The organism is Candidatus Poriferisodalis sp. (assembly GCF_965205175.1).
In the GTDB taxonomy this organism is placed as follows: Bacteria; Actinomycetota; Acidimicrobiia; order Acidimicrobiales; family Poriferisodalaceae; genus Poriferisodalis.
Map to the genome: position 1 here is coordinate 802563 of NZ_OZ242038.1, position 19483 is coordinate 822045.

General features: G+C 69.0%; 20 protein-coding genes. 17 read left to right on the top strand and 3 right to left on the bottom strand.

Features of this window, described 5'->3' with window-relative positions; genetic code table 11:
• Positions 1–3: 3 nt before the first annotated feature.
• From ACOGI4_RS03465 to ACOGI4_RS03475, 3 genes are read left to right on the top strand one after another with little or no spacing between them, the layout of a single operon-like run.
• On the top strand, positions 4–1452 hold the full coding sequence (locus ACOGI4_RS03465) for a sensor histidine kinase (RefSeq protein ID WP_419842542.1): 1449 nt from the start codon (positions 4–6) through the stop codon (positions 1450–1452).
• Positions 1449–2171 carry a response regulator gene (locus tag ACOGI4_RS03470; protein ID WP_419842543.1) on the top strand — a complete coding sequence of 241 codons (723 nt, stop codon included), beginning with the start codon at positions 1449–1451 and terminating at the stop codon, positions 2169–2171. The genes ACOGI4_RS03465 and ACOGI4_RS03470 overlap by 4 nt, the downstream gene beginning before the upstream one ends.
• A gap of 12 nt (positions 2172–2183) precedes the next feature.
• Entirely contained in the window at positions 2184–3452 is a 1269-nt protein-coding gene (locus ACOGI4_RS03475; protein WP_419842544.1) for an MFS transporter, read from the top strand.
• A gap of 32 nt (positions 3453–3484) precedes the next feature.
• On the opposite strand, the gene ACOGI4_RS03480 is transcribed toward ACOGI4_RS03475, so the two are convergent.
• Positions 3485–4735, bottom strand: a complete 1251-nt coding sequence (locus ACOGI4_RS03480) for a zinc-dependent metalloprotease (protein ID WP_419842545.1) — start codon at positions 4733–4735, stop codon at positions 3485–3487.
• A 150-nt stretch (positions 4736–4885) separates the two neighbouring features.
• On the opposite strand from ACOGI4_RS03480, the gene ACOGI4_RS03485 reads away from it, so the two are divergent.
• From ACOGI4_RS03485 to ACOGI4_RS03495, 3 genes are all read left to right on the top strand, one after another.
• A complete protein-coding gene (locus tag ACOGI4_RS03485; RefSeq protein ID WP_419842546.1) occupies positions 4886–5881 on the top strand; it encodes an NAD-dependent epimerase/dehydratase family protein in 996 nt (331 codons plus the stop codon).
• Entirely contained in the window at positions 5881–6393 is a 513-nt protein-coding gene (locus ACOGI4_RS03490; protein ID WP_419842547.1) for a molybdenum cofactor biosynthesis protein MoaE, read from the top strand. The genes ACOGI4_RS03485 and ACOGI4_RS03490 overlap by 1 nt, the downstream gene beginning before the upstream one ends.
• 498 nt (positions 6394–6891) lie before the next feature.
• Positions 6892–7896 (top strand): rod shape-determining protein, encoded by a 1005-nt coding sequence (locus ACOGI4_RS03495; protein WP_419843082.1) that lies wholly within the window; start codon positions 6892–6894, stop codon positions 7894–7896.
• Positions 7897–7934: 38 nt separating this feature from the next.
• On the opposite strand, the gene ACOGI4_RS03500 is transcribed toward ACOGI4_RS03495, so the two are convergent.
• Positions 7935–8360, bottom strand: coding sequence for a hypothetical protein (locus ACOGI4_RS03500; protein ID WP_419842548.1), 426 nt, complete (start codon positions 8358–8360; stop codon positions 7935–7937).
• Between the two features lie 367 nt (positions 8361–8727).
• On the opposite strand from ACOGI4_RS03500, the gene ACOGI4_RS03505 reads away from it, so the two are divergent.
• On the top strand, positions 8728–8931 hold the full coding sequence (locus ACOGI4_RS03505; protein WP_419842549.1) for a hypothetical protein: 204 nt from the start codon (positions 8728–8730) through the stop codon (positions 8929–8931).
• A 78-nt stretch (positions 8932–9009) separates the two neighbouring features.
• On the opposite strand, the gene ACOGI4_RS03510 is transcribed toward ACOGI4_RS03505, so the two are convergent.
• Complete coding sequence (locus tag ACOGI4_RS03510) at positions 9010–9624, bottom strand: histidine phosphatase family protein (protein WP_419842550.1); 615 nt, start codon at positions 9622–9624, stop codon at positions 9010–9012.
• Between the two features lie 51 nt (positions 9625–9675).
• Between ACOGI4_RS03510 and ACOGI4_RS03515 the strand changes: the two genes are divergently transcribed.
• The 10 genes from ACOGI4_RS03515 (at position 9676) to ACOGI4_RS03560 (ending at position 19471) form a co-directional block, all read left to right on the top strand.
• The gene (locus ACOGI4_RS03515) at positions 9676–9918 is read left to right on the top strand and encodes a MoaD/ThiS family protein (protein ID WP_419842551.1); all 243 of its coding nucleotides are present in this window, start codon (positions 9676–9678) and stop codon (positions 9916–9918) included.
• 14 nt (positions 9919–9932) lie between these two features.
• On the top strand, positions 9933–10985 hold the full coding sequence (locus ACOGI4_RS03520; RefSeq protein ID WP_419842552.1) for a hypothetical protein: 1053 nt from the start codon (positions 9933–9935) through the stop codon (positions 10983–10985).
• Positions 10986–11225: 240 nt separating this feature from the next.
• Positions 11226–12425: a glycosyltransferase gene (locus ACOGI4_RS03525; protein WP_419842553.1), complete on the top strand. Its 1200-nt coding sequence runs from the start codon at positions 11226–11228 to the stop codon at positions 12423–12425.
• Positions 12426–12444: 19 nt separating this feature from the next.
• Entirely contained in the window at positions 12445–12921 is a 477-nt protein-coding gene (locus tag ACOGI4_RS03530; RefSeq protein ID WP_419842554.1) for a YbjN domain-containing protein, read from the top strand.
• A 250-nt stretch (positions 12922–13171) separates the two neighbouring features.
• Positions 13172–13963 carry a pyrroline-5-carboxylate reductase gene (gene proC / locus ACOGI4_RS03535; RefSeq protein WP_419842555.1) on the top strand — a complete coding sequence of 264 codons (792 nt, stop codon included), beginning with the start codon at positions 13172–13174 and terminating at the stop codon, positions 13961–13963.
• A 49-nt stretch (positions 13964–14012) separates the two neighbouring features.
• Complete coding sequence (locus tag ACOGI4_RS03540) at positions 14013–14837, top strand: SAM hydrolase/SAM-dependent halogenase family protein (protein ID WP_419842556.1); 825 nt, start codon at positions 14013–14015, stop codon at positions 14835–14837.
• 290 nt (positions 14838–15127) lie between these two features.
• Positions 15128–16402 carry a glutamyl-tRNA reductase gene (gene hemA / locus ACOGI4_RS03545; protein WP_419842557.1) on the top strand — a complete coding sequence of 425 codons (1275 nt, stop codon included), beginning with the start codon at positions 15128–15130 and terminating at the stop codon, positions 16400–16402.
• The gene (gene hemC, locus ACOGI4_RS03550) at positions 16399–17325 is read left to right on the top strand and encodes a hydroxymethylbilane synthase (RefSeq protein ID WP_419842558.1); all 927 of its coding nucleotides are present in this window, start codon (positions 16399–16401) and stop codon (positions 17323–17325) included. Before hemA ends, hemC begins: the two co-directional genes overlap by 4 nt.
• A gap of 8 nt (positions 17326–17333) precedes the next feature.
• Positions 17334–18155: a uroporphyrinogen-III synthase gene (locus ACOGI4_RS03555; protein WP_419842559.1), complete on the top strand. Its 822-nt coding sequence runs from the start codon at positions 17334–17336 to the stop codon at positions 18153–18155.
• Positions 18152–19471: a glutamate-1-semialdehyde 2,1-aminomutase gene (locus ACOGI4_RS03560; RefSeq protein WP_419842560.1), complete on the top strand. Its 1320-nt coding sequence runs from the start codon at positions 18152–18154 to the stop codon at positions 19469–19471. Before ACOGI4_RS03555 ends, ACOGI4_RS03560 begins: the two co-directional genes overlap by 4 nt.
• Positions 19472–19483 lie beyond the last annotated feature (12 nt).

Here is a 19483-nt window from a genome sequence, read left to right on the forward strand (position 1 = left end):
GTCATGATTCTGCTGGCGAGTGCTCTCGCAGCGGTGTCGGCGACTGCGTTGGCGTTGGCGTTGGTGATGGTGCGGAGCATGCGCGAGCGAGCCGTGGCCGCCGAGCGCCTGGAGTCCCAGGCTGCGATGGCGGCAGCGACGACCGCGGCAGCCCGACGCGACGCGGCTCGGTGGCAGCTCGCGATTGACGAGCTTGCCGTCGGTGTGGTGTTGGCGGATGAGGACGGCAGCGTGTGCGCCACCAACGCCGTGGCGAACGAGATGCTCGCTGCCCGCGACGCGATGGCGCTCGTCGGTGCCGGGCTCGGCCAGCTGCTCGCGTCGGCCGGCGACGGCCGGGAGCGATCGCGAACCGTGAAGCTGACAGGTCCGCCGCCGCGGGTGATCGAGATCAGCGCGCGTCAGCTCGGCAGCGACAACGACCCGCTCGGCGCAGTGGCGGTGATGGCGGATCGCACCGAAGGGGTGCGCACCGACGAGGTGCGTCGAGACTTCGTGGCCAACCTGAGCCACGAGCTGCGCACACCGGTCGGGGCGATCTCGCTGCTGGCCGAGACGCTCGCCGACGAAGGGGACCCGAAGGTGCGCTGCCGGCTCGTCGACCGCATCAGTGCGGAGGCCGACCGGGTGCGCCACATCATCGACGATCTGCTGGAGCTGAGCCGGGTGGAGCTGGAGGGTTCGACGCGGCACGCGCCGGTGTCGGTGGTGCCGCTGCTGCGCGAGGTGGCCAAGCAGTATTCCGAGCACGCCCGCGAGCACGGCGTGTCACTGGTATTCCCACCCGATGCTGCCGGTGATGCTGAGCTGAGTGCAACGCACGCTCAGTCTCAGATCGTGCTGCACGCCGACCGCGGCCAGCTGCTGCGGGCGGTGGGCAACTTGGTCGACAACGCCATCAAGTACAGCGATCCCGGCGCGCAGGTCCGCTTGGCGGTCCTGCCCAGCTCCGACGCGCGGCCCTCAGCCGTGCTGGCTGAGGCCGACGCCTCGGTGACCCGCACCGGTCACCGAGCAGCGGGCCACCAAGATGCCTCCAGCGCAGGCTCGTCCGACAGCAGGGCTCGGTTTGATGCGGAAGCGCCGGCAGCACAGACGCAGGTCGATGAGACTCAGGGTGCCGCTTGGTGGGACATCGTGGTAGACGACCAAGGCATCGGCATACCCGCCGATGAGACTGAGCGGGTCTTCGAGCGCTTCTACCGTGTCGACAAGGCCCGGGCGCGAGCCACGGGCGGCACGGGTTTGGGCCTGAGCATTGTGCGCCACATCGCCATGAACCACGGCGGCGAGGTCATGCTGCACACCCGCGAGGGGGTCGGCACCAGATTCACGCTCAGGCTCCCCGCCTCGGGCGTACTCGAGCGCCGTGACGTCATTCGGCACGAACCCACAAGCGTCAGTCCGCTGCCGCGAACGAGCAGTCGTGAACGCGCGACGGCAAACACATGACGTCGGTGCTGGTCGTCGATGACGAGCCGTCGTTCACCGAAGCGCTCACGGTGGGCTTGCGACGCGAGGGATACGAGGTGCGAACTGCTGCCGACGGCCGCGCGGCACTGGCCGAGATCAGCGAGTCGGTACCCGACCTGGTGCTGCTGGACGTCATGCTGCCGGGCATGTCGGGTCTCGACGTGTGCCGTGAGATTCGCAAGCAGTCACGCGTACCGCTCATCATGGTGACCGCCCGAGGCGAAGAAATCGACGCTGTCGTCGGCCTGGAAGTGGGGGCCGACGACTACGTGGCCAAGCCGTATCGGCTGCGCGAGCTGGTGGCCCGCATGCGCGCGGTGCTGCGCCGCGCAGGGGCTCAGCCGCCGACGTCCCCAGCGGATGCTGCCGAGACGGAAACGGCCCGTCTCGTCGAAGGCGATGTGGCGCTCGACATCGACCGGCACGAGGTGCGAGTGGGCGGCGAGCTGGTCGCCCTTGCGCTGAAGGAGTTCGAACTGCTCAGGTACCTGCTCGGGCGTGCCGGCAAGGTCGTGACCCGTGACAGCCTGATGCACAACGTGTGGGGCTACGACTACGTGGGCGACACCAAGACGATCGATGTGCACGTCAAACGGCTGCGGGCCAAGATCGAAGACGACCCGGCGTCGCCGCAGCGCATCACCACAATTCGCGGTCTTGGCTATCGCTACGAGCGTGCGTCGAACAATCCCGATTGAGACTGCCGGCTGATGCAGCCGTTCACGTGGCTTGCCCGTGCCCACCTGCTCTCTGCGGCCGGCGACGCGTTGATCGCGATTGCGTTGGCCGGGTCGCTGTTCTTCAATCTCGACCCTGCGGCCGCCCGGCCCAAGGTGGCCCTGTATCTGCTGGTGACGATGGCCCCGTTCGCCGTGGTCGGTCCGTTGATCGGTCCATTGGTGGACCGCCGTCGCGGCGGTCGGCGGGGGATGATCATCAGCGCCGGCATCGCTCGCGCGGTCTTGGCGCTGTTGATGGTGCGACACCTGGACTCGCTGCTGTTGTTCCCTGAGGCGTTCGGCGCGCTCGTGGCAGGCAAGGCGTACCACGTCGCCAAGAGTGCCGTGGTGCCGGGGCTGGTGCGCGAGGAACGCGACTTGGTCGAAGCGAACTCGAAGCTGATGCTGCTCAGCGGGCTGGGCGGCGCGCTGGCTGCGGGGCCGGGTGTGTTGTTGAGCTTGATCTCCTCCCGCTGGGTGCTCGTGCTGGCGGCGGCGGTGTTCGTGTTGATGACGTTTCCGGCGGCTCGGCTGCCGCGCACCGCGATTCGCCCGCGGCGCAGTGCCGGCCACGGCAGATCGCCCCGGTCTGAGCGGTCCGAGGTCGCACCTCGCCCGCCGTCCGCACCGCCGGTGGCATCGACTCGGCGCGGCGGGATGCTGCTGGCCGGCTCGGCGATGGGCGTCGTGCGGGCCATGACCGGCTTCACCTTGTTCCTGATCGCCTTCTGGTTGCGCAACGACGACGCAGCGCCGTGGTGGTTCGGCTTCATGTTCACCGCCAGCGCAGTCGGACAGCTGCTCGGGGCCGTGTCTGCTCCGTTGCTGCGAAGCCGCATCCGAGAGGAGGTGTTGCTGGCCGGCACGCTGATGCTGGCAGCGGCGGTTTCGTTCTATGTGGCGACAGCGCCGGACCGCTTGTCTGTCCTGGTGCTGGCCTTAGTGATGGGGTTGATGTCGGCGCTGGGCAAGCTGTGCTTCGACGCCATCGTGCAGCGCGACGAGGTGCCGGCTGACCGGGGGCGGACCTTCGCCCGCTTCGAGACCCGCTTCCAGCTCATGTGGGTGGTCGGAGCGTTGGTGCCGGTGACTGTGCCCAGCGGCATCTTGCCGCTCCGGGCCGGCGCGGTGCTGTTGAGCATTGCCGGCATCGTCGCCGTGGTGCTGTACGCAGGCGGACTCTGGGCGCTGGCGCGTGGCCGACGGCCGCCGTCGGAGGTCATCGTAACTCGGGTGCGCACCAGGATTCGTCGCGGCTGAGATGCCGAAGGCTCGCGGTGGCGACCGCACGCCTAGTGAGCGTCGTTCAGGTCCAGTCGTGCCAGCCACAGGCCCGCAGCATCGAACTCGTTCGGGGTGGGGAGTCCGCCAGGTTCGAAGAGGCGTGTCAGCCCCTCCCTGCCCGCGCGTTCGATCACGCCGGCAATGAAGCGCTCGCCGCGGCCGCGGGCCTCGGCACTGAGCCGGATGCCCAGCAGACGGTCGGCGTAGTCGGCCCCCTGCGTGCCCACGTCCCGCCGGCGGACAGCCTCGTTGAGCGCTTCGTACCCGCCGATGAGGCGACGACCTGCCTGCGCGATCACGTCGTCGACGTAGGCGGTCAGCACGCTGATCAGCGTCTCGAGACGGCTGGTGTCGTCATGGCGGTCGTCGCGGGCCACGCCGAGCAGCAATTCGGGATTGCCGAAGATGCGCTGGAGCTGCTGGTGGAGCTGGCGGTGCATCTGCGATCGGGATTCTGGCGGGCTTCCGTCGCTGCCGAACCACCCAGAGAAATCCGGCCCGCCCAAGTGCTCTCCGCCTCGGTCCCCGAGGCCTAGATCGTCGAGGCCCAAGTCTGCGAGGCCGAGTTCTTCCACGTCCAAAGAGCGGTCCCGGGGGCGAAAACCCTCGATGTGGTGCCGCAACAGTGCCTCCAGTTGTCCTGCGATGTCCGGCTGGGCGAGCACGGCGTGCATCGCGTGCTCTCGGATGGCAGCCCACAGCATCACGTCGTCCGCTTCAAGGCTCCATTCGTCCGCAAATGCTGTGACATTGGCGGTCACGATGAGCGTGCGCGGCATGGGGATCAACAGGTCCGAGTTGCCAAAGGCACCAGCCGCAAGGTGGCCCACCATCATGCCGGCGGTCATCGCCACCGTCATCGGGCTCATCATGGCGAGCAGGCCGGCGAACGGGTCTGGGCTCGTCGAGGCGTCCTGGCCGATGTCCTGGCTCAGCCTCTTGGACAGCCGGTCCATCAGCGGGCGCACGGCACCTAGAGCGTCGGTCGCCCATCCCGAGCGGGTGACCGGCTCGAGGCGCGGTGCGCCCTGCATCTGCGTGACGCGAGCCACGTGGAGCTCCGCGACGCGGCTGATCTCGCTCAGGCGATGCCGCTCGAGCGGATCCACGTTGTGCTCAGGCTTGCCGCCGCCGGCGAGCTGCGTGGCTGCCTGGCGGGCACCTTCCCACAGGGCGGTCTCGCTGCCGCTCAGCAAGGATGCGATATCGCCGAGAAACGGTATGCCGGAGAACGGATGTCTGTCGTCATCGTCGGCCACGTAGGCATGGTAGGGCCGGTCGCAGCGCTCAGGCGTGCGGTGCCGCGTGCCGCGCAGTGGACGATCAGGTGGTGACGTGGCCGGGCAGTCCAGGTCGGGCAATACTGGCGTTGTCATGCATCCCGTGACCGGCGTCTGAACGCGCATCCGATGGCGCAACTGGCCGTGTCAGGTACGGGTGGCGTCATCGGCGCCCGGGTGTTGCATCGGCTCGCCCAGTCGTTCGACGTGCTGGACGCTGACGATGCGACCCACTTGGACCAGCATGCCCTCGAGCACGCCAACCGCGAGCACTACGAGTACGACCTGGCCGGCGCCGACGCGTTGGTGTACTTGCGTCTGAGCGGTGACGTGACCTCGGATCGGATGCGCCGGGTGCTGGCCGCGGCGGACGAGGTGCGGCATCTCACGCTGGTGTCGAGCGCCAGCGTGTACGGCGCCTGGCCGAACCATCCCACGCCGATCTCGGAGGACCTGCCGGTACGTCCCAACGCGGAAGCATCTTGGGCGACCCGTCACGGTCTCGCTGAGCGGATGGCGCTGGAGTGGGGCGGTGCGGCGCCGGAAGGCACCGCCCGCTCCGTGGCGATCCTGCGGCCGGCGCCGGTGGTGTCGAGCGGCATGGGCGGCCCGATCGGCGAGGCAATGCTTGCTGCCGCGCCGATCCGCACGGGCAGCGACGATCCGCCAGTGCAGTTCTTGCACTTGGACGATCTGGTGTCGGCGGTGGCGCTGGTGACCCGGCGCCGACTGTCTGGCGCATTCAATGTGGCGCCCGACGGGTGGCTGACGCCGGGCGAGCTGCGGGCGCTGCTGGGCGCCCGCCCCAAGATTCGGCTGCCGCTGCCGCTGCCCAAGCGTCTCGACCGGTATGTGGCGCGACGGGTGGGCCATGCTGCCCCCGAGGGCCTGCTGCCGTTCACGCGCTACAGCTGGGTGGTGGCCAACGATCGGCTGCGGGCGGCAGGCTGGGCGCCCCGCTACAGCAGCGCCCAGGCGTTTGTGGTGGCGGATGCCGGTATGCCCTGGGACGACCTGAATGCCGGCCAGCGCCAACACGCAGCACTGCTCGGTGCCGCAGCGACGCTTGCGGCCGGCGTCTGGGCGGCTGCGACTTGGCTCCGGCGCTCCTACGCTTTGCGATGATGAAGGTGCCGCGCTCCCGAGTGCCCTCCGGCGGCGCGCCCGTCAACGGCGCAGCCGGGTCGGCCGACAGTTGGGTGGAGCTGACCCACGGCGAGTTGTCGATCGAGTCCGTCTACCAGTGGGCGCTCGACCCTGCCGCCGGGGCGGTGGTGCTGTTCTCCGGCACGGTCCGGGATCACGCCGAGCACCGCACGGGTGTGACGCATCTGTGCTATGAGGCGTACGAGTCCGAAGTGACGCCCCGGCTCGCCGACATCGCCGCCGAGATGCGCCGAAGGTGGCCGAGCGTGCGCAAGACCGTGCTGCTGCACCGGGTGGGCACGCTCAGTCTCACCGAGAGTTCCGTCGTGGTGGCCGTCTCTGCACCGCACCGGGAAGCGGCGTTCGACGCTGCTCGTTTCGGCATTGACACATTGAAGGCCACGGTGCCGATCTGGAAGCAGGAACACCATGACGCCGGGACCGATTGGGGCTTGCAGTCGCAGCCGATTGCGCAGGTACCGAGCGCATGAGCCCGCTGCTGTTCTTGGCCATCGCGGTGGTGGTGCCACTGCTGGGTCTGATGGTGTTGGGCGTGTGCGCTCGTATCGGGCGGCAGCGGGTGTCCGACGACGACACCGAGCGGTTTCGACGCAGGTTGGAGTCGATCGCGCCACCACAGGCCCGAGACGCCTCCGCTGCTGCCCGGCGCCGGCGACCTAGCCGCCGACGTCGGCGGAGGGCGCTGCGCGGCGACCCCACGGAGTCTGTTGCTCCCGGGTCAGCGCAGAGATCGGCGGCGCAGGTGCCGAGGAGCATCCGACTGGTCGAGCGCGACTACTCAGTGTTGCCAGCCGCTGACATTGGCGAACTGCCAGACCCGGTCCGCCGACAGCCACCGAGCCCCGCAGTCAGCCGCACGCTCGCTGCGCAGTCAGCGGACGAGCGGTTCAACCGTCCGACAACGGCGCGTCCGCCGGCAGCGGCTCGACGGCACGACCGGCTGACGTTCCGCGACCAGAGGCGTCGTCCTGGCTCGTGATCTGGCGATCGATCTCGGCACTGCCAACACGTTGGTGTACGAGCGTGGACGCGGCATCGTGTTCAACGAGCCGTCGGTCATCGCACTCAATGAGCGTTCCGGCGACGTGCTGTCGGTCGGGCGTGAAGCTTGGCAGATGATCGGGCGAACGCCCAGCTACATCATCGCCGCCCGTCCGTTGCGCAATGGTGCCATCACCGACTTCGACATCACTCAGCGCATGATCCGGCTCATCTTGCAGGGCGTGGGTGTCGGCCGCTTTGGCCGAACCCGCGTTGCGGTCTGCGTGCCGTCGCTGATCACGCCGGTCGAACGGCGAGCGGTCATCGAGGCCGCACGGCGCGCGGGGGCTTCCGACGTTCGGCTCATCGAGCAGCCGTTGGCCGCTGCCATCGGCTCGGGCCTGCCGATCCACGAGCCCACCGGCTCGTTGGTCATCGACGTGGGCGGCGGCACCGCCGAGATCGCCATGGTGTCGCTCGGCGGCCTGGTGTCGCTGCGCGCGGTCCGGGTGGGGTCATTCGACTTCGACACGGCATTGATGAACTACGCACGACGGGCGCACGGCATAGCCATCGGCGAGCGCACGGCGGAGGACCTGAAGATCAGCATCGGCTCGGCGTGGCCGGTCGATGACAAGTTCGACGCGGAGGTGAAGGGCCGCGACCTGACGACTGGGCTGCCGCGAACGTTTCTCATCACCCCGACCGAAGTGCGCTCGGCCCTGGTCGAAACGGTCGAGCTGATTCTCGAGGCCGTACTGGAGTGCCTGAGCGACGCGCCGCCTGAGCTGGCGCAGGATCTCATCCACAGCGGTGCGCTCATGGTGGGCGGCGGCTCGTTGCTGCGAGGCCTGGATCAGCGCATCGCATCCGAAGCGCGTGTGCCCGTGTTGCGCTCGGAGTCTCCGCTGGAGACGGTCGTGCTCGGTGCCGGCCGTGCGCTGGAGAACTTCGAGTCGTTGCACGCCTCCCACACGATCCCCCGCCGCTGAGCAGATCCCTCAGCGGTGCCGCGCCGGCGCGCCGGCGTTCAGGCGATTGCCGGCGTGGTGCCGATGGCGGGGCGTTCTTCGAGCCGCGCGACTCGCTCGCGGATGAGCGCCACGTCGTGCTTGATCTCCTTGACGTCGGCACGCAGCTCTTCGTTGTCGGCGCGCAGCGCGTCGAACTGCCGGTTGGTCTCGGCGCGCTGCGCTTGGAGTTGCCGATTGGCTTCCGCGCGTTGCGCGTCGAACTGCCGGTTGGTCTCGGCGCGCTGTTCGTGCAGCTCTTCTTTCAGTTCTGTGCGCATGGCCTGTTGGTCTGTGCGCAGGTCGTTCAGGTTCGCGGAGACGGTGGTGATCTGGCGGGCGAGGGGTGTCACCATGAGTTTCACGATGGTGAGTGTCAGCGCGGTGCCGAAAGCGAAGATGCTGCTGAGCGCTGTGAGCTGGTTCCATGCGATGTCGGCGGGCATGTTCGCAAGCTACCGCGGCTGCGCAAGCCGCGCCAGCGACTTTTGCAGCATCCTTCACGCTCGGCGACCGACAGCAGGTGCCGCAAGCCGGTCAAACAACGCTTGGCCGACCTGTGTGTGCCTGTGCAGGTCTCGTTCTTGACCTCGCGGTCCCGGCCTGGAGCATTCGCGCTGTCCGGCTTGTCGGGGTTGGCGGTGTCGTTGGTGGCGGTGCCAGCGCTGGCGGGTCTGGCGCGCTGCGTTCCCTTGAGAATTCGGGACTCTGCCGAAAATCGCGGCCGCGTCGCGCAACGCGTCTCGTACACAGATTGAGCAGTTGCATCACGCGTCGGCAGCTTCACCGAATGCAACACCTAGCCTGCGGGCGGTGACCGACGACCCGCCTGGACTTGCACCTTCGGCGACTCGACACCTCACAGAGACGGAGGCGGCATCGGAGACGGCGCTGCTCAGCGACCGCGAACTCGATGCCATCGAGGATGAGCTGACACGCGCGGAACGCACCCTGAGCTTGCTGGCGGACGATGACATCGATCCCGCCGCCGTCACGTCCTGGCTGCCCGAGTCCTGAGTAGCCGTCCGGCTGGTCACGCCAAGGCTTTTCCCCCCGACCCCAGCACAGCAGCAGTCTCATACGGCGCAGCAGCGTCTATTCGATCCTCAGATCGACATCGGAGGACACCAGTTCCACCCGGTGACCGGGCACCAGCTGACTCCAGCCCCAGGACAAATCGGCCGCGGTGCCGTCAAGCCAGAACCAGCGCCCTGCCAGATTCGGTACCCGCTCGTCGTCGAGGCCCACACGGGCGTCGAGGGTCTTGAGCACGCCTGCGTGGCCCACCAGCAAGACGCGACCGCCACCACACAGATGCTGCCGGAGCGCTGGCAACAGCCGCTCGGCGATGCTGTCCTCAGGCTCGAAGCCGGGCGGCCATCGGCGGGCCGCGAGCGCACCGGGCCAGCCCCGTTCGATCTGGGCTCTGGTGAGACCCTCCCAGGGCCCGGCGCGTCGTTCACGCAGCGCTTCATCGGTCACGACGTCGCTGACGCCGACCTGCTTTGCGATGATCTCCGCTGTGCGGCGAGCCCGCTGCAGGTCGCTCGACGCGATGAGATCGAAGGCGGGCAGGCTCATCGCCGCGATCTCCGCCTGCCGTTCGCCGAGAGCCGTCAGTGCAGGATCCGCCTGACCTTGCCAGCGTCCGAGCAGGTTCCATTCGGACTGGCCATGACGCACTGCCAACAGCTCTGCATGCCGTGTCACGACCCATGACGGTAGCGGGGCGCCTGCGCAGCGCTCAGTAGCATCTCGGCAATGCCGCAGATCACGATCCGCTTGTTCGCGGCAGCGCGCGAAGCCGCTGGAGTCGGCAGCATCCAGACCGAGGCGGCTTCGGTGGCTGAAGCGCTCGACTGGGCAGAAGCCAGCTACGGCGAGCGCTTCAGCGCGGTGCTGACTGCCAGCAGAGTGTGGCTGAACGGCGAGCCGGCACTCGGGGAGACGCAGCTCAGCCATGGCGACGAGCTTGCGGTGCTGCCGCCCGTCTCGGGCGGCTGAGCGACATCGGCGCAGTGCCGGCGTCGCCCGGTCTCGGGCCGGCGCAACGACGGATATCGGCAGCCGCGCAGTGGCTTGGTCCTGCGGTTGCGCTGCGCGACGCCAGTATCAGCGCAGGGCTGATCTGGTTCGTCGCGCTGCTGGCTGCCTTGGGAGCGGGGGCCGCGACCTTCGGGTTTGCCGTCACGGGGATTGCGATGCTCGCAGCTTGGCAAGCAGCGGGCGCCCCCCGCGGATCGCCCAACGGCGATGCCGCATGCGCTGCGCGGTTGCTGCCTGTGAGCTACCGCGCACCTGCCGGAGTGCTCGCCGGCGCACTGGGATCCGCAGCAGTCCTCGATACGCGTCTGGCGGGCGCCGTGGTGGTCGCGGCGATCGCGGCGAACCTGCTGGTGGCCATTGCCTTGCGTCTACAGCCCTCGACTGGCCCAGCCCAAGCAGCCAGCGCAGCAAGTCGGGTGCATCAGGCGGATTCGGCGGACCGAGCGCCCCCAGCAGTCGCAGCGGACCCGACGAGCCCAGCAGCATCGGCGGTCGGTGGGGTGCCCCAGCCGGTGCTGGTGCGGGCACGATGGCTGATGTGCACGTGGCTGCAGGTCGGCACTGCGGCTGCGTGCGCCGCCGCAGTTGCCCGCTACTCACTCGGCGCGGCGCTCGTGCTGGTGTGCGCAGCCGGGGCGTACGACGCCGGTGCCCATCTGAGTGCAGCCGGCCGGCCGCTGGGCCTGCGGGGCCCGCTTGCCGGCGCCGTAGCGGCGGCAATCGCCATTTTCGCCCTGACCGGCTTGAGCGTGCCGCCGTTCGCTCCTGACGATGCCGTCAAATTCGGCGCTATTGCTGTGCTGACGCTGCCGCTGGGTCCTGCCATTGCCCGACCGATCACTGCGTTGGCTTCGCGACCGGCTCCACGTGGAGGGGACGGATGGGATCGACCCGTGTCCGCGTCCAGCAGCCGACGCCGAGATGCTTGGCAGCGAATGATCGGGGAATGGGCGGTGCGCAGGCTCGATTCGCTGAGCGTCACGGCCCTGGCGTGGATGTGGGGTCTCGGGCTCGTGCCCATCTGAGGCATCGATTGAGGTAGCGACGTCACGGCTTGCATCTTGAACGCGTTCGCTTGCTGCGAGCCTCGCCACGGTCCTGTCCCTGGGTTTACTGCTGTGGGTTGAACTGCTCTGCAGTGTTCCGATGATCTGCGTAGCGTTGTCCGCCGTGGTCCCCGCTGCATCGCATGAAGCGGCCGTCACTGACATGGCTGCAGCCCATCGGACACCGGCGGCCGCGCCGTGAGAGTCGCGGTGCTGTGCATGCACACCTCGCCGACACACCAGCCCGGCAGCGGCGACGGCGGCGGCTTGAACGTGTACGTGCGAGAGCTCACTGCGTCGCTGGCGCACCTCGGCGTCGAGGGTGAGATTTACACGCGTCGTACCGATTGGTCACAGCCGCATCGGCTCGAGGTGGAGCCGGGAGTGCAGGTCATCCATGTCGACGCCGGTGCGCCGTCTCTGGACAAGCGGGACCTGCCGGCGGTGGTTGCCACGTTCACCGACCACGTCGCAGAGCATCTGACGGGATGCCCGGTGGACGCCATTCACGCCCACTACTGGCTCAGCGGCGTGGCGGGACACCGGCTGAAGCACCGCCTGGGCGTTCCCTTAGCTGTCACTTTTCATACGCTCGGGCGCGTCAAGGCGGACGCCGGTGATGCCGAGCCGCGTCACCGTGGCGACGCCGAGCAGCGCATCATCGACTGTGCAGATGCGGTGTTCACTTCGGGCGCTGTCGAGACGGGCCAGCTCAGGTCCCTGTACGACGCGCCTGCCGAGCGGCTGCACGTGCTGACGCCGGGCGTGGACCGGGCCATCTTCGCGCCCGGCCAGCGTCATGGGGCGCGGGCGGCGATCGGCATTGGACCGGGTCCCGTGCTGCTGTTCGTCGGTCGTCTGCAGCCGCTCAAGGGTGCCGAACTGGCAGTGGAGACCCTCGCAGCCATCCGAGCCTCCGGCGCGGCGGGTGCTGAGGCCCAGCTGGTCATCGTCGGTGGTCCCAGCGGCCCCCAAGGCGAGGCGACGCTTGAACGGCTCAAGACCATGACTGAAGAATTGTCGATTGCTCCGCACGTGCGGTTCGTCGAGCCGCTGCCGCATCATCTGCTGTCGACCTACTACCGGGCCGCCGATGTGTGCTTGGTGCCGAGCCGGTCGGAATCCTTCGGCTTGGTCGCGCTCGAAGCGGCAGCCTGCGGGACGCCGGTTGTGGCGTCCGACGTGGGCGGCCTGCGCGACAACATCGTGGAAGGACGCACTGGTTACCTCGTGGCCGGACGCAGCAGCGACGCGTTCGCGCGTCGGATCATCGAGATTCTCGCCGATCCGCTGTTGGCGTTGCGACTCGGCGACGCCGGCGCTCGCCGCGCAGAGCGCTGCAGCTGGCGTGCCAGCGCATCGGCAGCGCTCGAAGTGCTCGAAGCAGCAGCACAGCGCGAACTGGTCGCTTGCCTGTGAGCCGGCCGCGGCTGGGGAGGTGACCCGCCGCCCCGCAACCGATGCGGAGCTCAATCAGCTTGAGGCTCGTCTGGACGCTTGGCTGGCCGACTGGGCTCGGTCGCAGTCCGCTGCCGGTCCCGACGAGCGCCCGCTGCTGCTCGACGTCACCCGCGACGCCGACGTGCCGCGTCGCTGGTATCTGCGTCTGTCAGGGGAATCGCGCGACGTGATTGCGATCTGGCTGACGCTGCGCCAGCGCACGCTGGCCTATGAGTCCTATGTGCTGCCGGCACCGCAGCATCGGCCCAACAGCGTGGCGGACTTCGTGCTGCGCCGCAACCACTCGCTGGTAGGCGCCCGCTACGGCATCGGCCCCGAAGATGCCCTGTACTTGACCGGAGAGCTGCCGACCCACTGCGTCGACGAAGACGAGCTGGATCGGATCGTCGGATCGCTCTGGTCGTACGTCGAGCGGGATTTCACGACGTTGATCCGGCTGGGCTTCCGCCAGTAGCTCCCATGGCCGGCCGCCCCGACGATGGGCAGCTGTGGTAGCCGCCAATCCCACCGCTGGCACGTCCAACCTCGCGTGCGCAGGACACAGACTCATAAATCACTTGACTGCATGCAGCGGGTTCTGGTGCATTTGATGTCTGCCGGGGTGCCCGCTGTCAGGCACCCGGGAAGTGCCCCACCCCCAACGGGCGCCCCGGCATCACGAACGAGCATCTCGAACGACCGGATGCACGAGGTACCGTGAATCCGTGGCCGACAAGGTCGAACTGCTCATCGTCGGCGGCGGCAAGATGGGCGAGGCACTGGTGGGCGGCCTGCTCGCGTCGGGCCGCAGCCCGCGTGCCATGTGCGTCGTGGAGCCGATTTCCGCACGTCGAGACGAGCTGTCCGGGCGCTACGGCGTCGCTGTCGCCGACGAGACGGCCGCATCGTCGGGAGCAATTCTGGCCACCAAGCCAGACGTGACTCCCGCCGTCGCGGCTCAGGTTGCTGCCGCGGGCACTGATCGCGTGCTCTCCATTGCCGCCGGAGTCACGCTCGCGACGCTCGGCGCCGCAGTGGGCCCCACAGTGCCGATCGTGCGTGCTATGCCCAATACGCCGGCACTGGTGTCGCAAGGCGCTGCGGCGATCTGCGGCAACGACCGCGCCACCGAAGCCGACCTCCGATGGGCCACCGAGGTGCTCGGCGCTGTCGGCAGCGTCGTGCGCGTCCAAGAGCACCTGATGGACGCAGTGACCGGACTGTCGGGTTCGGGGCCGGCGTACGTTTTTCTGGTGGCGGAGGCGATGATCGAGGCGGGCGTGCTCGTGGGCCTGAGCCGGCCTGTGGCAACGGAGTTGACCAGTCAAACCTTGCTGGGCGCAGCGACGCTGCTGGCGCAAGGTCGTTCGCCCGCTGAGCTGCGAGCCGACGTGACGTCGCCCGGCGGCACGACTGCAGCAGGGCTCCGCGAGCTGGAACGGCACGGCGTGCGGACCGCATTCGCGGCGGCGGTTGAAGCAGCCGCCTTTCGCTCTGGCGAACTCGGCGCAGCGTGACGGGCGGACTCGGCGGCCAGTGCTGGGACCGCTTCGGGAACCCGAACCCGTGACCGCGCGGCCGGACCACAGCACGGTCACCTGCTTGAGCGACATGGGCACTGCGGACGAGTCGGTGGGTGTCATCCACTCGATCCTGCGCCAGTCGGCGCCCGGTGCCGCGGTGATCGACTTGTGCCACCAGATCGACCCGGACGATGTGCGCACGGCGGCGCTGATGCTCGCCCGCAGTGTGCCGTACCTCGCACCTGGCGTAGTGCTGGCATCGGTGGGCCGCCGTCTGGACCGGCCCGCCATCGCCGTGTCGGTCGGCAAGGGCCAATCGATGCTGGTGGGTCCGGACAACGGTGTGCTGGCGGCGACCACTGCTGCAGTCGGCGGCGCGGACATCGCAGTGCGCATCGAGTGTCCCGGCGGCAGGGACCCTGCGTCGGTGCTGCACCCAATGCGCGATGTGCTCGCACCCGCTGCGGGCCGTCTCGCGGCAGACGAGCCAGTCGAGACCTTGGGTACGCCGATCGACCCGGCGCTGCTGATGCCGTCGCTGGTTGCGGTGCCCCGCGTCGACGACGACGGCTCAGTGACCGCCGAAGTGCTCTCGGTGACACGCTGGGGCACAGTGCAGCTCAACGTCGACCGCGACACGCTGGCGCCACTCGGCAATCTCCTCGTCGCGGAATGGACCGACAACGGGCCGACTTCGCCGGCCGGGCAAGCGAATGCGCGGCTTGCTTCGGCCGGCTCGCCCGGCACGAGCGGCTTGGAGCTGTGCGACGACCCGTTCGGGCTGCTTGAGCTCACCGTCGCGGGCCGCAGCGCCGCCCACCTCGGTTTCGCACCAGGCGCCGAGGTCCGCCTGCGCCCGGCGACCTGATGCTCAGCGACCTGATGCCCGGTCGCCTCGTGCTCAGGGACGTGAGGCTTGCCGCACAAGCGCCCGCGCCATGAGGCCTCGTACAGCGTTGGTGCTGGCCGCGCTCGCAGCGCTCATCTTGCTGGCGGCCACGGTTCAGCTGCTCGTGGCCTTGGGGTAAGGCCGCGCTCATGCCGCGCGGTCGTCGCGGTGGGCACCGCAGCGCTCTGGTGTTAGCGCCGGCGTGTGGCGACGAGCCGCTGGACCGGCGAGACTGCGGGTGCCGCATTCCCGAACCTTGGGTAGTCCTCGTGTCCATCGTTGTCATGGGCGTGAGCCATCGCAGCGCGCCGCTCGAACTGTTGGAGCGCTGCACGGTTGCCGCCGCTGACGTCCCGAAACGACTTGGCGATCTTGCGTCGTGCGAGAACGTCAGCGAAGCTGTGGTGGTATCCACCTGCAATCGCACCGAGGCTTACGTCCTCGCCGAGAAATTCCACGCGGCTTACGGCGAGCTGCGCGATTTCTTCTGCACGCTGTCGGGGGTGGCGCCGGCCGTGCTCTCCGACCATCTCTACGTCCACTACGACGACGCGGCTGCGCATCACCTGTTCCGAGTAGCGAGCGGCCTGGAATCGGTGGTGCTCGGTGAACACGAGATACTGGGCCAAGTTCGTGCCGCGCGTGACATCGCACGAGACGAGGGCACCGTGGGCGCGGTGCTGAACCAGCTGTTCCAGCACGGCTTGGCTGCCGGCAAGCGTGTGCGCAGCCAAACGGGCATCTCGCGAGGAACGGCGTCGGTCAGCCATGCGGCGGTCAGCATGGCCACGGACCATCTCGGCTCGCTGGAGACGGCGCAAGTGCTCGTCGTGGGCGCCGGCGACATGGCCGAAGGCATGATCGTGGCTCTTGCAGCGGCCGGCCCGGCAACGGTGCAGGTAGCAAACCGGACGCCTTCGCATGCGCACGCACTTGCCGCCCGCGTCGGCGGGCATCACCTGCCGCTCAGTCGGCTGGAGGACGCATTGGTGGAGGTGGACCTGCTGTTGACCTCCACCGGCGCAACGTCGGTCATCGTGGACCACGCCAGCGTGGACGCGGTCATCGAACGGCGCGCCGGTCGTCCGCTGCTCATCGTCGACATCGCCGTGCCGCGTGATGTGGATCCGGCGGTGGCCCGCATTGGCGGCGTCACGCTGCTCGACATGGACGACCTGTCCCGATTCGCGGCGCTCGGCAGAGCGGGACGCGAAGCGGAGGTGGCTGCAGTCGAGGCGATGCTGGTCGCGGAGACGGCGCGGTTCTGCGACAGCCGCTCCGCCCGCGAGATGGCGCCGGTCATCGAATCGCTTCGAGGCAGGGCCGAGACGGTGCGCCGGGTCGAGATCGAGCGCACGCTGGCGGCACATCCTGGCCTCGGCGCCGATGCTCGCGAGGCGCTCGACCGTGCGACGGCATCGCTGGTCAACAAGCTGCTGCATCATCCCACCGTTGCCTTGAAGTCGGCGGCGGGCAAGTCCAAAGGAGATCGACTCGCGGACGCCGTGCGCGACCTGTTCGATCTGTGGAACCCGTCTGCGTGAGGATCGCAACCCGATCGAGTCCGCTGGCGATGTGGGCCGCGCATGCCGTTGCCAGCGCGCTGCAACTGGCCGGATCGCCCCGGCGCGACATCGAATTCGTGCCGGTGTCCACCAGCGGCGATGTGGATCTGTCCACGCCGCTGTCGCAGATGTCGGGGCGCGGCGTGTTCGTGACCGAGGTGCAAGCCGCCGTGCTCGACGGGCGAGCGGACATAGCGGTACACAGTGCCAAGGACATGCGCTCCGAGCAGACCCCGGGGCTGGCATTGGCCGGCTGCCTGGCACGCGGGGAGGCACGCGACGCGCTGGTCGGCATGACGCTCGACGCGATTCCCCGCGGCGGCGTCGTGGCCACCGGATCGCAACGCCGCCGATGTCACCTGGCAGCGCTGCGGAGCGATCTGCGCTTTGCGAGTCTGCGCGGGAACATGGCACGTCGCATCGCCGTCGCCGACAGAGCGGACGTCGATGCGGTCATCGTGGCGGCAGTGGCGCTCGAGCGTCTCGGTGAATCTCACCGCATCGCACAGCGATTCAGCCACGACGACATCGTGCCTCAGGTCGGCCAAGGCGCCATTGCCGTCGAGCACCGCATCGACGATGCCGACGCTGCCGCAGCGGTCGGCGAGATCATCGACGATGCGACGACGAGATGCGTTCGAGCTGAGCGCGCGTTCTTGCGGACGCTCGGCGGCGGCTGCGATCTGCCAACCGGCGCTCACGCCATCCTCGAAGCCACTGGACGCGTACACATGACTGCGTCGCTCGCAGCCCCGGATCGCCGCCGCATCGCACGAGCGGCTCGCAGCGACGCCGACGGCGAGCGTCTCGGCGTGGCGCTGGCCCGCGAGCTGCTGTCCGCCGTCGGCGCGCATGCCACGATGCCCGCTGAGCTGTCCGCCAGCCAGTCCGCCGATGTGTGAGGCCGGCGATGTCTGAGGACCTCGGCGAGAGCGACTTGAGCGCGCTCGCTGACCGCACCGTGGTCGTCACCAGGGCCTCGCACCAGGCTGCTGCCACCGCGGAAGCGCTTCGAGTTCACGGCGCACGTCCGCTGGTTGCGCCGGCAATAGCGGTGGTGCCGCCGCTGGACGGCGGTCAGCGGCTGGACGATGCGCTGCTGCGGCTCCAACAGTTCAGCTGGGTTGCGTTCACCTCCACCAACGCGGTTGCGGCGACGCTCGCGCGCGCCGACCGCCGCGGTGTGCGCGGCAGCTTCGCACGCATCCGTGTCGCCGCCGTCGGCGCTGCCACGGCGGCACGCGTCGAGTGCGAGCTGGAGCGGCCTGCCGATCTTGTTCCCGACCAGAACGATGCCGCCGGTCTCGTTGCGGCATTCGGGGAACCGCGACCAAGCGACGCATGCTTGGTTCCCCATTCGGCGCAGGCTCGACCCGAACTCGTCGACGGCCTGCGCAGCCGCGGCTGGGCGGTCGACGCAGTCACTGCATATCGCACCGTGACACCCACGCTGTCGGACCACCTCGTTGCAGACGTGCTGGGAGCAGATGCGGTCATCTTCGCCTCGCCGTCGGCGGTGCTCGGTCACCTCAGCCAGCTCGGCAGGCCCAAGGTCGGCGGCAAAGTGGTCTGCATCGGCAACACCACGGCTGCCGCATGCATCGAGGCGGACTTGGAGGTGGCGGCGGTTGCGCGCCATCCCTCCGACGAAGGTCTGCTCGAAGCGACCGCAGCGGCGCTGCGTGCCGACTGCCCTTCGCCGGCAGTGCAGCCTTTACGCTGCGAACGGTGACCGAACCGTCATCGACACCGCAGCCAACGCCCCAGTCGATACCGCGACCGACGAATGCAGAACTCTTCGACGCAGCACGCCGTGTCATCCCCGGCGGGGTCAACTCACCGGTTCGCGCCTTCGGGTCGGTAGGCGGCACCCCGTACTTCGTGGCATCAGCACACGGCCCGCATGTGACCGATGTCCAGGGCCGGCGCTACATCGACTTCGTCCAGTCGTACGGGGCGATCATTCTCGGACACGCCGATCCGGCCGTCAACGACGCAGTGGCCGCAGCCGCAGTTCAGGGAACGTCCTATGGCGCTCCGACGGCGCGCGAGGTGATGCTCGCTGAACGCATCGCCGCAGCGGCGCCCGGCGTCGAGCAGGTGCGGCTGACCAGCAGCGGTACCGAAGCGGCCATGACCGCTGTGCGTCTGGCGCGCGGCTTCACCGGCCGGCGGCGCATCGTGAAGTTCGCGGGCTGCTACCACGGGCACGCAGATGCGCTGCTGGCCGCCGGCGGCAGCGGAGTGGCCACGCTTGGGCTGTCGGGCTCGGCGGGCGTCCCGCCCGGCGCCGTGGCCGACACGGTGGTGGCGCCGTACAACGTCGTGCCCGAACTTGACGAGCAGGTTGCAGCGGTGGTCGTCGAGCCGGTCGCAGCCAACATGGGTCTGGTGGCGCCCGCAGCGGGCTTCCTGGACGGCCTGCGCCACGCCTGCACCCAAACGGGTGCGCTGTTGGTCTTCGACGAGGTCATCACCGGCTTTCGTCTCGGCCGCGGAGGCGCAGCCGAGCGCTTCGGGGTCACGCCGGACATCTCGTGCTTCGGCAAAGTCATCGGCGGAGGCCTGCCGATCGGCGCACTCGGCGCACGCACCGAGATCGCTGAGACGCTGGCCCCGACCGGTCCCGTGTACCAAGCCGGGACCTTGTCGGGGAACCCGTTGGCGACCGCCGCAGGCTTGGCTGCGCTCGACCAGCTCACGCCGGAGACCTATGCGGAGCTGGAGACGCGGGCCGCGCACTTCGCGAACGGCCTCGCCGACACGTTGCGCGAAGCGCGCTTCGAGGTCGTGGTCACGCGCGTCGGCACCCTCGTCGGCCTGTGGTGCGGGGCTGCGCCCGAGGCGGGCTGGACGCCATGCGACTACGACGATGCCCGCAGCACCGACGAGCAGGCCTACGCCCGGCTGCACGCTGAACTGCTGGCCCGCGGCGTGGCCCTCGCACCCGGTGCCTACGAAGCGATCTTCGTCGGCCTCGCCCACACGCCGGAAATCATCGACGAAGCGTTGGCCAAGATCGCCCAAGCTGCAGCCGCTGCGCGCTGAGCGCACCGCTGC

What these genes read in the sequence shown, in the direction of transcription:
- ACOGI4_RS03555 (WP_419842559.1), top strand. Translation starts at nt 17,334, where the DNA reads ATGTCTGAGGACCTCGGCGAGAGCGACTTGAGCGCGCTCGCTGACCGC.
- ACOGI4_RS03475 (WP_419842544.1), top strand. Translation starts at nt 2,184, where the DNA reads ATGCAGCCGTTCACGTGGCTTGCCCGTGCCCACCTGCTCTCTGCGGCC.
- ACOGI4_RS03525 (WP_419842553.1), top strand. Translation starts at nt 11,226, where the DNA reads ATGCACACCTCGCCGACACACCAGCCCGGCAGCGGCGACGGCGGCGGC.
- ACOGI4_RS03465 (WP_419842542.1), top strand. Translation starts at nt 4, where the DNA reads ATGATTCTGCTGGCGAGTGCTCTCGCAGCGGTGTCGGCGACTGCGTTG.
- ACOGI4_RS03490 (WP_419842547.1), top strand. Translation starts at nt 5,881, where the DNA reads ATGAAGGTGCCGCGCTCCCGAGTGCCCTCCGGCGGCGCGCCCGTCAAC.
- ACOGI4_RS03500 (WP_419842548.1), bottom strand. Translation starts at nt 8,360, where the DNA reads ATGCCCGCCGACATCGCATGGAACCAGCTCACAGCGCTCAGCAGCATC.
- ACOGI4_RS03485 (WP_419842546.1), top strand. Translation starts at nt 4,886, where the DNA reads ATGGCGCAACTGGCCGTGTCAGGTACGGGTGGCGTCATCGGCGCCCGG.
- ACOGI4_RS03470 (WP_419842543.1), top strand. Translation starts at nt 1,449, where the DNA reads ATGACGTCGGTGCTGGTCGTCGATGACGAGCCGTCGTTCACCGAAGCG.
- ACOGI4_RS03515 (WP_419842551.1), top strand. Translation starts at nt 9,676, where the DNA reads ATGCCGCAGATCACGATCCGCTTGTTCGCGGCAGCGCGCGAAGCCGCT.